Annotated in this window: 7 protein-coding genes; 2 read left to right on the forward strand and 5 right to left on the reverse strand. The window is 33.7% G+C overall.

From position 1 onward, the window contains the following. Nucleotides 1-10: 10 nt before the first annotated feature. Nucleotides 11-6,142 carry an alpha-2-macroglobulin family protein gene (locus PW52_RS01050; protein WP_044631071.1) on the reverse strand — a complete coding sequence of 2,044 codons (6,132 nt, stop codon included), beginning with the start codon at nucleotides 6,140-6,142 and terminating at the stop codon, nucleotides 11-13. A 138-nt stretch (nucleotides 6,143-6,280) separates the two neighbouring features. Between PW52_RS01050 and PW52_RS01055 the strand changes: the two genes are divergently transcribed. Further along, nucleotides 6,281-7,231: a tetratricopeptide repeat protein gene (locus PW52_RS01055; protein WP_044631072.1), complete on the forward strand. Its 951-nt coding sequence runs from the start codon at nucleotides 6,281-6,283 to the stop codon at nucleotides 7,229-7,231. A gap of 512 nt (nucleotides 7,232-7,743) precedes the next feature. After that, a complete protein-coding gene (locus PW52_RS01060) occupies nucleotides 7,744-9,099 on the forward strand; it encodes a UDP-N-acetylmuramate--L-alanine ligase (RefSeq protein ID WP_044631073.1) in 1,356 nt (451 codons plus the stop codon). A gap of 273 nt (nucleotides 9,100-9,372) precedes the next feature. On the opposite strand, the gene PW52_RS16970 is transcribed toward PW52_RS01060, so the two are convergent. The 4 genes from PW52_RS16970 to PW52_RS01080 all read right to left on the reverse strand — a co-directional run bounded on the left by PW52_RS16970 (nucleotide 9,373) and on the right by PW52_RS01080 (nucleotide 13,982). Further along, nucleotides 9,373-10,041 (reverse strand): cupin domain-containing protein, encoded by a 669-nt coding sequence (locus PW52_RS16970; protein ID WP_052823304.1) that lies wholly within the window; start codon nucleotides 10,039-10,041, stop codon nucleotides 9,373-9,375. A 576-nt stretch (nucleotides 10,042-10,617) separates the two neighbouring features. After that, nucleotides 10,618-11,583: an adenylate/guanylate cyclase domain-containing protein gene (locus PW52_RS01070; RefSeq protein ID WP_131453958.1), complete on the reverse strand. Its 966-nt coding sequence runs from the start codon at nucleotides 11,581-11,583 to the stop codon at nucleotides 10,618-10,620. Nucleotides 11,584-11,639: 56 nt separating this feature from the next. Beyond that, on the reverse strand, nucleotides 11,640-12,446 hold the full coding sequence (locus PW52_RS01075; protein ID WP_044631074.1) for a sterol desaturase family protein: 807 nt from the start codon (nucleotides 12,444-12,446) through the stop codon (nucleotides 11,640-11,642). A gap of 108 nt (nucleotides 12,447-12,554) precedes the next feature. Continuing rightward, nucleotides 12,555-13,982 (reverse strand): TolC family protein, encoded by a 1,428-nt coding sequence (locus PW52_RS01080; protein ID WP_082050816.1) that lies wholly within the window; start codon nucleotides 13,980-13,982, stop codon nucleotides 12,555-12,557. Between the last annotated feature and the right edge of the window lie 6 nt (nucleotides 13,983-13,988).

Consider the following 13,988-nt stretch of genomic DNA (forward strand, 5'->3'; position numbering starts at 1 on the left):
TTTAAACAATTTAGTTTATATGTAATCTTACGCCTTCGCTATGGCTACTAAATTCGGGTGCGTACATGCTTTGTATGGTGGTAATGCCATTACTCATATTACCAGCATTGTTAACACGTAAATCGTATTCGAAAACATAAATTCCTTTTGGTAAATAGTCGAAAAAGAAGTTTGTGCTCGCATCTTTTGTGCTTTCATAATAGCCCAAACCGTCTTGCCATTTGTATTGACTAATTACATTTACGGGTTCTAAACCTGCGGCACGCATGTCTTTCATGTGTATAAATTCCATAGCACGATCGCTGCGCAACTCAATACGAACGCGAACTAAATCGCCAACTTCAAGTTTGGTGTTTTCAGTAATTTCGGTGATTTCTTCTCCAAAATCTGTATTTGTTTTTTTGAAAAGCTTCTTTTTAAGACTTAATGGTGTTTCTGCCGATGAAATTTTATCTAAATCTTCAAAATATTGCCAATACAATCCGCCCCAAGCAATACCATCGCCTTTTTTAGTTAGTGTAACGTTGGCCATTTCGGGTTTAATTTCTGACGGATTCCATGAGGTTTTAAAGTAACCCGTTCCGGCTTCAACTTTTACGTTCTCTAGCTTTTTAGGTTCAATTTTTTTATTAGCTACTAAAACATCAACAGCTTCAGTAACGCTTAACCAATCACTACCTTGAAGCAATAAAGCATAAACCGCTTCGGTAGTTGCTTTGGTAGTTTTCCAACGGTTGGTTTGCTTATTTTTAAGTAACCAAATTTTTAGATTGTCTATGGTTTTTAAATTCTTTTTCTGTGCTTCAATTTCGTTCCGCGAGACATAAAGCACTTCGCCTGCTTCAGAAAAGGCTTCAATTAAAAGTGCTTGTGTTTCAATGGGTGCTTGATACCAAAACCATGAGTTCGTGTTTGTTTTCCAGTACATGCCCAATTCTTCATTAGTAATACTCGTTTCTTTTAGCGATTTTAAAATTTTTGATGCTGTATTTTTATCATCTTTTCTATATGAAACGAGCGCCATTAATCCTTTTGCGTATAAACTTCTATTTATCCAATACTTTTGAATTTGAGTTTGGTAATAATCCATAATGTTTTCAACTTCCTTTGAAGGTTTAATTTCTGGGAAGAAGCTTCGCATGTATAAATATTGAAGCTGTGTATAGCTTAAATGATTTTTGCTTAAATCAACTTTAGCATTGTATTTTGTTAGGCCTTTATATTCTTTAACAAACTGCGCATCTAAATATTTGATGGCTTTTTGAATCATTTTAGAGGTTTCATCATAATTATTTGTGACATTTAGTTTATTAAGATGCCCAAAACCAGAAATAATATGTTGGGTAATGTATCGGTTTTCGCGTCCGCCTTTAAACCAACTCCAAGCACCAGAACTCATTTGGTTAGATTTTAGTTTGTTGATTGCCGATTGTAATTCATTATTCATTTTGTTTAAATTGAATAATAAGGCGATGCGTTTTTTCTGTTCGGTTTCACTTTGTGCATCACGAAGCCAAGGCGTTTCTTGTATTAAAATAGATTTTAATTCTTCGTTTTTTTCAAGGTTAGAAACAAGAGCATCTGCATTGGCCCATTGGTTAAAAACCTCCTGAATTCGCGGATTAGAATTTGCAATGTGGCTTGCCAAAGCATTCGCATAATACCTGCTAAATGTTTGCTCGTTACATTCGTAAGGATATTCCATTAAATATGGTAAAGCTTGCACAGCGTACCATGCCGGATTTGAAGTGATTTCTAAAGTTAGCTTATGATGTTTTAATGTAGCAGACGAATTGGTCTTTAATTTATCGAGTGTAAAGGTTCGGGTTTCGTTACTTTTAATCCACATAGGAAGCGTTTCTGTAACTAACATACGATTACTTAAAACCGGTAGAGCGTTTTGTTCGCCATCGCTAAAGGTGTCGGATTTTGCGACAATTTTATATTGAACCGCATCGATAGTGTCTGGAATACTAAGTTGCCATGACACTTGTGTGTTGGCTTGTGGGTTAACCACGAAGGTTTCGACTGCGCTCAACCTGACAAGTTCTTTTGTAACATCTTCTCCAGAAATAGCATCTGTAAGGACTAAAAATGCGTTTCCTGATAATTGGTTGTCTGTTAGGTTTGCAATTTTTGTACTAATAGTAATGCTATCGCCATGGCGTAAAAAGCGTGGTGCGTTAGGTGTTACCATAAGTTCCTTTTGTGTAACTGTAGTAAGTGTTTTTGTTGCGCTTTCTAGGTTTTTGGTGTGTGCTAAAAGTTGCAATTTCCATTGGGTTAAAGCTTCAGGTGTGGTGAAACTAAAACTTACATTTCCAGCTTCGTCGGTTGTTAGCTGAGGAAAAAAGAAAGCGGTTTCTTGTAAATTTTTACGAATTTGTATGTTATCGAAATTTGGGGTTTCTGTGGCTGATTCTTCGGAAGTTTCTTCTATTATATCTTCATTAAGACTGTCGGCTTCGGCTTCTGCAGGAGCGCTTGCAATTGCTCCAACTTTAGCGTTTCTTTTTTGTGTACCGTAACCAACCACAACTACTTCATCTAAAATGGCTTCGTCTTCAACAACCTGGACACCAGCTACACGACCACTAAGCGCGCTCGAAACATTACTCATGCCTCTTATCATTAAATTTCCATTACCAAACCTAAATCCAAACCAATTCAATTCATCGTAATATTGCTGAGGGTAAGTTGTTCGCGGGTTGTAATTATAAACTTGAAAATTAGTGTTGCCAAAACTGCTGTAAGCTTTATTGCTAGTACCAATGTAATATGTTGGGTTATTCACAGGATTGAAATACCAATTATGAGGTTTAAACTGGTCGAGTGAAGCATCATACATGTTTGCTAAAAATTCGGCGCTTACTTTTTCGCTTTTAGGGCCTTTTATGTTAAAACTCCAAGTTTCGTTGGTTCCTGGTTGTAATTTATCGCGAAACGTATTGGTTTCAATGTTTAAATCGGTTTTAGGATAGGGCACAGCAATATAAGTTGTACCAGATTTATAACTGTTATAGGCGGCAAAACTATAATGCACTACAAAACCGCCAATGTCGTTAGTTTCAACGGGAACTGAAATGCTTTTTTTATTATTGTTAAGCTGAATTATTTCGGTTTTTATAATTTTTTTGTCTTTTTCAATACGAATAGTAACCGATACATCTTTGGAAGCAGAAGCTACAGTAACAACTGCAGTTTCACCAATATTATATTTTGATTTGTTGGTTGTGATACTAAACAATTGCTTATCGGCTAAAGTTTTATCGGTTTCACTAAATAAGGTAGTTTTAACTTCGTCTTTAACTAATTGTCCGAATTTGTCTTTACTTTCTAAAGTGATGAGGTATTGGCCAGATTCCCATTTTTTAAGTTTTCCTAAATCTATTTGTTTAGCGTTTTCGGTTTTAAAATCGCTACTAAAAACAAGTGTGCCTTTTTCCCAATTAGCCGAATTGTCTTCATTTTTATAAGCTTCATTAGGGAATAAGTTTTTGTATGCTTCTTTCGAGAATTCTTGATAATCTGGCGTTGCCCAAGGGCGAGGTCTTACAACGGTTTCCGGAGCTTTAAGTTTATAAATTTTAATATCACCTTGAGCCGGAACAAATTCGCCATTTAAGTTTTTTGTATCAATAGAAATACTTTGGTTTTTCTTGTTTTTATCAATTAAAGCATCTACGGTTAATTGGGCAGTTAAGGCATGATAACCTACGTTAACAATGGTTGTTGCACTTCTGGTTTCTCCGTTTAAATCGGTTACATCGGCAGTGATTTCGTAGTTAAAAATGGGTAAGCTGTTTTTATCTACACTTTGGTCTGGAAGCGCTTTAAAAGTAATTTCGAAGTTTCCGGAAGCATCGGTTGCGGTTTCGCCATGTGTAATTTCTTGAGCTTCGCTGCTAAAATATGGTCTGTACCAAAAATACCAACGCGGATATTGTACTTTTCGTTGTACACGGTAAACCACTTTAGCATCGGTAATATTGCTGCCGGCATAAGCTAGCGCATTTCCTGTTACGGTAACCGAATCGTTAATTTTATAAGTGTCTGTAACGGGTATAAATTCGGTTTTAAATTTAGGACGTTTGTATTCTTCTACAGAAAAATAGTGATCTGTATAAAAGTCTTTATTGTCGCCGTCAAATTCTATGTAATATTCGCCATTTAAACCGTTGTTTGGTAAAATGAATTCACCGGAAACCGAGCCAAATTCGTTGGTTTTAAATTCTAATTTGCTAACTTCTTCGTTGTTTACATTATAAAGTGTAACATAAACAGGTTCGTTATCAACAACTTCAGATTTATTGTTTTTAGTTTTTATGGCAATGGCTTTAAAAAACACGGTTTGCCCAGGACGATAAATGCTTCTATCGGTGAAAATGAAAGCTTTGTATTGTGTTTTTTCTCGAGGTTCTTGGTATTTAGTATAGACATTATAATTGCCAAAATAAGCCGTTTCGTTAGCGTTGCTTACTTTTAAAGTTATGTTTCTGTACCAATCGTTGGTTTTTTCAATACGTATTTCTCCGTAGTTGTTTGTGGTGTATTCTTCACGATTAATGGCGCGTGAATTTCTTTCAGAATAACTCATTTCAACTTTGGCGTTACTAACAGGAGCGCCATTAGTTCTGTTAATTACTTGAAATATTTTTTGTGTAATCGCTTCGGTTTCAACCAAAGCCAAATTGGTGACTTGTACTGTTGTGTAAGCAAAATTTTCTGGGTTGTTTTTTATTTCGGCATAAATTAAATAATCGCCGCCAACCAATTTCGGAATTAAAATTTCGGTGCTATGTTGTTGGTAATCGTTTTCATTTTTTAAAACACTTTCCCAAGATTGGTTCTCGTTTAAGGTTTTTATAAAATCTAGTTTTTCTTCTTTACGGTAAAGCTCTTCAAATTTCTCAAGCTCTTTTCTTTTTAGTTTAAATAGTTTAAAATTTAAAACGTCAATATTTTTATAATCAACCAAAACTTTGGCGTGCTTTTGTGTTGGTAAAAAGCGTTCTGCAGTTATTTTTAAAGAAGTAGCTTCAATGGTTTGTTTTAAAACTTGGCATTTTTCGGCGGCATGACTTTTTGGATAATTTGCAATGACATTATTACAAATTTCTAGAGCTTCTTTTGCTTTCCAACGATAGTCTTCTTGGGTTTTTGCATTGTGTTTTTTACTTTGATGCTGGTAAATATTAGCAATTTCATAATCGTATAAACCGGAAACCTCATGGTTTTTAACTTTGCTTTTTTCTGTTTTAAGGGCTTTTAAAAGGATTGTTTCTTTATTGCTAATTGGGGCGTGTTGGTTTACAAATTTTAAGCGCTCAATATCGGCATCTGCCTTAGCGTAAATGGCATTGTCTTTTAAATGAAATTGAATTAAATCTTGATAAATTTTTAAAGCATTTAATTGTAACGAAGTCGAATCTTTTGAAGTTATTTTTAGTTCCGAAAAGGTTTTGGCATCGGCTAAAAAATCTGGATTATCAATTTCGAATTTGTAAGAAGGTCGGGTAATATGCGTTTCATTCGTTTTATAAAATTCTAGAGCTTCATGGTTTAAAAAATCGAATAGGGTAGGACGGTATTTTTTAGAGTCCTTTTGAAGAATTAAAATATCATTGAACTGACTTAAATCTTCTTGTTGAAGCATTAACCCGCTCGCTAAGGCATTTTGGTAATGCACATGTATTTCATGAAAAAGTGTTTGTAAATCCCAAGTTCTAAAATCGGTTTTATCTACCTTTTCGCTTGTTTTTGTGCGGTTGTAAAATTGCCAACGGTTTTGCTGAAAATATTGCCAATACATTTTGGCAAGCATGCTCTCTAAAACATTTTTAGTAGGGAACTTGCTAGCTTCAATTTGGGATTTAAAATCGTTAATTATGTTAAGTTGCGCATCTTCTTCTAAAATAAGAGCAAACTTGCCTTTAAAAAGCATGGTTTTAATAAGTTGCGGCGTGTTATTATCTTGTTTTGCTTTTTCGGCAATGTCGTTCACTACTTTTAATGCCGATTTTGGTAAACCTTCGGCTTCAAATGTTTCAACCTTTTGCCATAAGTTGGTGTAGTCTGGATTTTGTGCAGTGGTGAAGTTTGCAAAAAGTATAATCATTAAAATAGTAAATGTCTGTTTCATATAGATTCGTATCTAAAAAGTAAAAATCAAAATCCGTTCCAAAATCCAAAATTTTAAAAAGATTTATAATGGAAGTTAAGTTAGCCATTTTTCAGGTTTAATTTGAAAGATTAACTTTGTTTTTTCGACCGACATTCTATGAGAAATTTTTTATTGTTTTTATTCTGCCCGATATGCTTATTTGCCCAGTTAAATACAGCGAATATTGATGCTTATTTTAGCAAAAAACAATACAAAAAAGCTGAAACCGAACTAAAAACGTATTTAAAAAGTACACCAAACGATTTACTAGCTACAGAGTATTTAGGCGATGCTTATGGTTACCAAAAACAATGGGATGCCGCTATAAAAATCTATAAAAACCTAGTCGATTTAAAACCCAAAGAAGCCAATTATCAATATAAATATGGAGGTGTTTTGGGCATGAAAGCTTTAGAAAATAAATTTAAGGCCATAGGCTTAATTAGCGATATAAAAACGGCTTTTACCACCGCTGCCAAACTCGATAAAAATCATATAAATGTGCGTTGGGCCTTAGTAGAATTATACGTGCAGTTGCCTTTGCTTTTTGGCGGAAGTTCTACCAAAGCATTAAGTTATGCTAGCGAGCTAGAAAACCTTTCGAAAGTAGATGGTTATTTGGCAAAAGGCTATGTTTATGAGTACGACGACGAGCCAGAACTTGCCGAAAAATATTATAAAATGGCAATAAAAACAGGAGGTTCTTTAGTCTGTTTCGATAAGTTGACCAAGTTTTACGAAAATAAAAACAAGCCAGCAGATGCCATAAAAAATATTGAAGCAGCGCACGAAAAACATCAGCGTAACGCCCTGTATTACCAAATAGGTAAAGTGGCTGCAGAATATAATGTGGAGTTGCAAAAAGGTATAAACTGCCTTAATGTTTATCTTAATAATTATTCTGCCATAGACGGTGTGCCAGTGGCTTGGGCAAATTACCGTTTAGCACAAATTTATTACCATAAACAAAATAAAACCGAAGCTTTAAAATACATTAATTTAGCATTAAACGAATTGCCAAAAATAGAGCCGTTTAAAACGCATAAGCAGAAGGTTTTAAACATGTAAATAAGGGCGTTCCCCCGAATTTTCGTGGTCGGGCTTTTATTTATGGTTCTTTATTCTATATTTTTGAATTCATGAACATAAATGTTTCACTATACCTGCCTGCCGACAGGCAGGTCTTTTTTTTGGCTTCTCGATACATTTTACTCATACTTCGTAAAACACTCGAAGTGACAAAAAAAAGGATGCCGCTACAATCCCTAACGCGCTACACCAGTGGCAAGTTTTTATAACAAAAGGTAAGTTCCATTTAACAACACTTTTATTAAGTTGAAAACAAAAAATAATATCTTTTGTCAGATTGAACGAAGTCGAAACCTAATTGATATAAGATTATTTGGAGACCTTTCGACTGCGCTCAAGGTGACAAGTATCTGTTTTTATAGCGTTTTTGGCTATTCTTTTATGGGTTTTATATCGAGCTCAGGTTAACCAAAAACATAGAAGCCACCAATGCTTTTAAAAAATAAAAGCATAAACTTTGAGATTTAAGCTTATAAACAGATATTTGCTTTATGAATGTACATTTTATAGCCATAGGCGGTGCAGCAATGCACAATTTAGCCATTGCATTACACAATAAGGGTTACCAAGTTACAGGTAGCGACGATGTTATTTTCGATCCATCAAAATCTAGGTTAGCTGCCAAAGGATTGCTGCCGGAAGCATTTGGTTGGTTTCCAGAAAAAATCTCCGAAAATTTAGATGCTATTGTTTTAGGAATGCATGCCAAAGCCGATAATCCCGAGCTTTTAAAAGCGCAGGAATTAGGGCTTAAAATTTACAGTTATCCAGAGTTTTTATACGAGCAATCTAAAAATAAAACACGTGTAGTAATTGGTGGTAGTCATGGTAAAACAACTATAACATCTATGATTTTGCACGTTATGCATTATCACGATCGTGATGTCGATTTTATGGTAGGCGCGCAACTCGAAGGCTTCGATGTTATGGTGAAACTTACCGAAGAAAACGACTTTATTGTGCTCGAAGGCGACGAATATTTAAGTTCGCCAATAGACCGCCGACCAAAATTTCATTTATACAAACCCAATATTGCCTTATTAAGCGGTATTGCTTGGGATCATATAAATGTGTTTCCAACCTACGAGAATTACGTAGAACAGTTTAAAATATTTGTCGACTCCATTGTATTGGGCGGCAATATAAACTACAACGAAGAAGATGCCGAAGTTAAACGAGTTGTAGAAGCCAGTGAAAACCCTATACGCAAAATAGCTTACCAAACACCAGAATATACTGTTGAAAATGGTGAAACCTTTTTAGAAACTACCGAAGGCCCAATGCCGATAGAAGTTTTTGGTAAACACAACCTAAATAATTTAGCTGGTGCCAAATGGATTTGCCAACACATGGGCATTGATGAAGATGATTTTTACGAAGCCATTTCAACCTTTAAAGGCGCTAGTAAACGTTTAGAAAAAATTGCCGAAAGCCCTACAAGCGTAGCTTATAAAGATTTTGCCCATTCGCCAAGTAAAGTCGCTGCAACCACAAAAGCAGTAAAAGAGCAATATGCAAACCGTACTTTGGTTGCCTGTTTAGAGTTGCATACATACAGCAGTTTAAATGCTGAATTTTTAAAAGAATATAATGGCGCGCTCGATGCCGCTGATGTTGCTGTGGTATTTTACAGTCCGCATGCCGTTGAAATTAAAAAGTTAGAAGCGGTTAGCGAGCAACAAATAGCCAATGCTTTTAAGCGCGACGATTTAATCATTTACACCAACCCAGACGATTTTAAAAACTATTTATTCTCACAAGATTTCGATAACAAATCGCTTCTTTTAATGAGTTCTGGTAATTATGGCGGACTAGATTTTGATGCGGTTAAGAAATTAATTAACTGATGCTGTCATCCTGAACTTGATTCAGGATCTTACCAAAGTGAGGTTTTGCTTTTATGGATTCCGTACTAACGTGGAATACCTAAAGATTGGATTTTGATAAAGTTAACGGTGTGGCCGGGTAGTTTGGTTTAATGGGTTTGTGTACGATTTCGTTGTGTTGGCTAGGACTAAATTAGTAAAAGAAAACGAACCAAAGGAAAACCCGTAGGGTTTTCCGAGTACACACAGACCGAACAATTAATTATATAGGCTGTTACAAGCTGGTTTTATTTATTATTCCACTTTCACAGGTTTAAGAATTAAGTCGTGTTCAGACGCTATTTTTCCAAATTCTTCAGGACTAAAAGTTGTAGCTTCTTTTCCAGGTTCAGCTCCAACCTTTTTGAAGAAAGAGATTAAACCATCTTTATCATTCGGTATAACTGTGAAAATTAATTTCAAGGGTTCGTCCCCTGTATTTTTAAATGAGTGATATTCTCCTGGTGCAGTATACCATACATATCCTTCTTTCACTTGAGTTTCAATACGTTTTCCATTCTCATAAGTTATAACAACTCCTTCTCCTGATAAAAAATATGCAATTTCTTCGGTTTTATTGTGTTTATGTTCAGGTAATGCTCCACCAACTCCTAATTCATATTTCGCAAAACTCGCAGATGCGTGAGGATGACTCTCTGCATCCATAAATACTTGAAGCTTTCCGCCTGAACCAAGTGTATCTTTATTTTTAGGAAAAACCCACACGTGTTCTCCTGCATGTGGTTCCATAATTGAGCCAACGGATTTTTGAGTTGTCGAAATTGTTTTTTCTGTTTGTATTTCTGCAACTTTTTCAGTTTTGGCTTTTTTGTTTTCACAACTTTGCATTACAATTGATAAGCCTAAACAAGCTAATAGTAATATTCCTTTACTTGATTTTAAATACTTTTTTTTGTTAATCATAATTTTGGTGTTAATTGGTTAGTACTATTTTTATTTACTTGTTTCTCAATGTGTTGTAACACATTTTGCTTAAGGATTCGATTCCAAAATAAAACTTTGTTTTTTTCTCTTTTTCGAATCTGCTAAATCCTATAGTTTCAAATATTTTTTAGTATATTTAAATAGTTGATTAATAGTTGTTTGTAAGGTACAACTATTAATCTTGGGAAATGGAATTTCAATAAAATTATCTGATTATTTTATCATTTTATGAATAATACATAGAATTATGTAGTCTTTATTGGGACAGGGTCAAAATTGCATGTAACTTAAATGATATAACATCGTTTGAATGACTTATACTAGACGTTAAACGAATTTAGTGGAAATTTTTTACAAAATCAATTGGTGAGATTTGTTTTTTAAAAAGGGTTTAAAAATTAGTATTCACTAGTTTTAGTAATTTCAATTAGTGTTTTTTGTTATGGTGTAAAGTTTTACGGGTTTTTCTTTTCCTCTTAATTTTTGATGCGCTATGAATTTGGGAGAAAACTCAAGGCCTAATTCTAAAATTTTTAATAGTGGTTCCGATACTAATCAATCTTCAGAAAGTTCGTTGCATAAACTTTGAATTCTAGCGGTTGTGTTTAACGTATCTCCAGTAAAAATAACGTCTTTTTTTATTCTGCCAATTGCGCCAGTTGTAACCTCGCCAACGTGAATACCTGCTTTAAAGGTTGGAGCGTCATTAAATTCGTTAATAAATACATTTTTTTGTTTCAATAAGTCATCTTTCATTTTAAAAAAACATGTTATGCAATTGTTGTTTCTTTTGTTATTGGAAACCTTCCAAGAAACAACCATCTCGTCGCCAACATATTGGTAAATCTCACCAGAATATTTTATAACACCTTCGGAAATTATATTGTAATACCATTTTAAAAGTTTAAAATATTGATGGTGGCCAATTTTTTCGGCAATTGCGGTAGAAGATTTCATGTCGAGAAACATAAAAATTCTAAGTTCGTTTTTGGGTTTGTGATATTTACCAGTAATAAAATTCCAGAAGGCATTAGCTCCAACTTTTTCACTTATTTCGTAATAAAACAATGTGAAAATTAGTGATATAGCCATTTGGAAACCGGTGCTAAAAAAAGTGATACTGCTTAAATAGTCCACGAATTTTGTCCAAACTTCTGCGCTTAAAACATCTGTTTTTAGTTCTATACTGGCTGCAATTGGGTAGGTTATGCAAATTATTACGAAAAGAAAAAGGGAGTATATTATGAGTTTTCCAATAACTTTAAAAAAGAAGCTTTTTTTGGTAAACAAATTATTAATGAAAAGTAATTCTATTAATCCAATAATAAAACCAACCATGGTAACGGCGGTTAATGCAAACAGCACAATTTGGTAGTTTAGTTTTATGGCCCCATGTGCGCTATAATTAAAATCTTTAGTAGCGGCGTGCTCTATAACTAAAAAAATGATACCAAATAGGAGCCAGATAATACCAAAAGGCATGATTTGTTTAATAATTCTATTAATTTTTTGGCTAATCAACTAAATGCTATTTTAATTTATTTTATGTGATTTAATTTTAATTGGAATATTAATTTTTAATGGTCATTTTTTTTAACATTTATAAAAGGACTTTTTATAAGATATAAAAAAGACTGTTTTTTTTCATCTTGAAATTCAATTAAACCATAATGCATTTTTGAGACAGGAATAAGTTTAAAGGTGCCAAAAAGACGATCCCAAATAATAAAAATATCTGCAAAATTAGAGTCGGTGTAAAATTGATTTTGGTGATGATGTACTCTATGATGATCGGGCATTACAAACAAAAGACCGATGGTTTTATTTAACCACTGCGGATAGTTGAGGTTTGAATGCTCGAAGAAAAAGAAAATATAAACAATAAAGTAATAAAGTGTTAGTGCGATTACATCTAGACCAAATAATGCAGCGGCAGCAATGTTTCCTGCTTGATAAACAACGGCAAGTTCTATTGGATGAAACCGAAACGTTGTAGACGAATCCATGGTGGTATCACTATGATGCACGCGGTGAAGTCGCCATAAAAGTGGTGATTTGTGCGAGGCTCTATGTAGCCAATACGTACAAAAATCGTATAAAATAACTCCCAAAATAAGTTTTAGCCAAAAAGGAAGCTCTATTATATAAAACAGCCCGATATTATTTGCGTTTAACCATTCTATTGCAGTGATTAAAACTGAAATAAAAAAAAGATTTATTACATAAAATAAAATTTGAAAAAGCAGATTTTGGAACAAATGCTTTCCTCTTTTTTTATATGTAAAAGGGTTGTTAAGTGCTTGTTCTAAAGTGAAGAATAGGGCTAATAAGGCAATTATTAAATAATTTAAATCTAAATTTAAAAGTGCATCTAAAATTTTCATATCGAATTATAACTTAGTTTTCCCTCCAAAGGAGGACTAAAAAAACGTTTGCTAAATTCTTAGGAATTATAAAGTTACTTAAAATTCTGCGAAAATGATGCTAATTACTTAATTTTCAATGGTATTTAAAATTTGAGCAAAACTAGCTTTCGTGTTTAAAACCTTATTTATTACATCAATACGTTTAAGTTCGGTTTCAATAAGTTTGGCTTCTCGGTAGTTTATTAAAAATAATGAACCCTCGCCTAATTCAAACTTTCGTTCTTCGGCAATAACTAAACGCTTATAATCATTCACCAAATTTTCTACAATGCCATTTTGGGTTTCGTACGAATTAATTTCTTGTTGCACAGCATTTATTTTGTTTAGTAAGCTTACTCGGGTTGCCGATAAATCGAAATTTATATCTTGTAATTTAATTTTAGCAAGTTTTAAATCGCCACGCTCTTTTCGTAAAAAAAGTGGAACACTTAAGTTTATTCCTGCTTTATAATTATGTGTGTTTAGGGAATTTATTTGTTCGTAATCGCTGGTTAAAAAGTTGTATTGTACATCAATTTTTGGGAGTAAATTACTTGTTTTTAAGCGTTTTTCGAGAACGAGTTGTTTTTGTTTGAATTCTAAGGCTTTTATTTTTGGGTGATTTTCCAAAATGCTGTCTGTAACTTCTAAAATACTTCTGTTTAAAACAGCATCAATTTTAATAGGTGAATTTGTGTCGGGTTTTAAACTATAATCTAGTTCTATAGGAACATTGTTTTCTAACCACAAATAATTCGAAAGTTCTAATTGCGATTTTAAGTATTTAATACGTGATTTTTCTACATCAAGCGCTCTATTTTTGTAATTAATACTAGCTTCAAGAGTATCTACCGCTGGCTTATCTCCGGCTTCAAAACTAGAAATTACATTATTTAAACGTTCGTTAGCGTTTACTAAGTAATCGTTATAAACTTGGAATTCTTGATACGATTTTAACCAATTAAAGTACGTAGAAATGGCATTGTAAAGCACTTCGTTTACAACAGTACGCTGTTTATTTATAGCGATATTTCTGTAAAGTTTGGCTTGCTTTAAAGTTGTCATGCGCTTATTGGCAAGAAAACCTTTAGCCAGCGACATTGAAACACCAACGCTATACAGTCCGTCTTCTGGAACTGTGGCTTCAGGGTTTAAATAATAGCCTTCATTATCTTCGTAATTTGCTTTTAGCTCTATGCCGTACCAAGTTGGTATTTTAAAGGCGGCGTTTAATTTGTTGTAATATTCGGTGCCTTTAAATTCTTTGTTGTTAAAATCGACTTCTACTTTAGGATCGAAGGCACCTCGTGCTTTAAGTAATTTGGCTTCACCTTCGCTAGAAATTAAGCGAGCTTGTTTCGCTATGGGATGAAATTGCTTAACGATGCCTAAATATTCTTCTAAGGTAAAAATACTGTCGTTAGTTATTTGGGCGTCAACATTAAATGTAAAACCTAAAACAAATAAAAAACTCAGTTTTTTTACGAGATTAATATGAGTGTTTTTAAAAATCATTTGCAT

This window comes from Neotamlana sedimentorum (genome assembly GCF_000943565.1).
Classification (GTDB): domain Bacteria; phylum Bacteroidota; class Bacteroidia; order Flavobacteriales; family Flavobacteriaceae; genus Neotamlana; species Neotamlana sedimentorum.

Bases quoted from the DNA above. Each gene is read 5' to 3' on its own strand.
- PW52_RS01050 (WP_044631071.1), bottom strand. From the start codon at position 6,142: ATGAAACAGACATTTACTATTTTAATGATTATACTTTTTGCAAACTTC.
- PW52_RS01055 (WP_044631072.1), top strand. From the start codon at position 6,281: ATGAGAAATTTTTTATTGTTTTTATTCTGCCCGATATGCTTATTTGCC.
- PW52_RS01060 (WP_044631073.1), top strand. From the start codon at position 7,744: ATGAATGTACATTTTATAGCCATAGGCGGTGCAGCAATGCACAATTTA.
- PW52_RS16970 (WP_052823304.1), bottom strand. From the start codon at position 10,041: ATGATTAACAAAAAAAAGTATTTAAAATCAAGTAAAGGAATATTACTA.
- PW52_RS01075 (WP_044631074.1), bottom strand. From the start codon at position 12,446: ATGAAAATTTTAGATGCACTTTTAAATTTAGATTTAAATTATTTAATA.
- PW52_RS01080 (WP_082050816.1), bottom strand. From the start codon at position 13,982: ATGATTTTTAAAAACACTCATATTAATCTCGTAAAAAAACTGAGTTTT.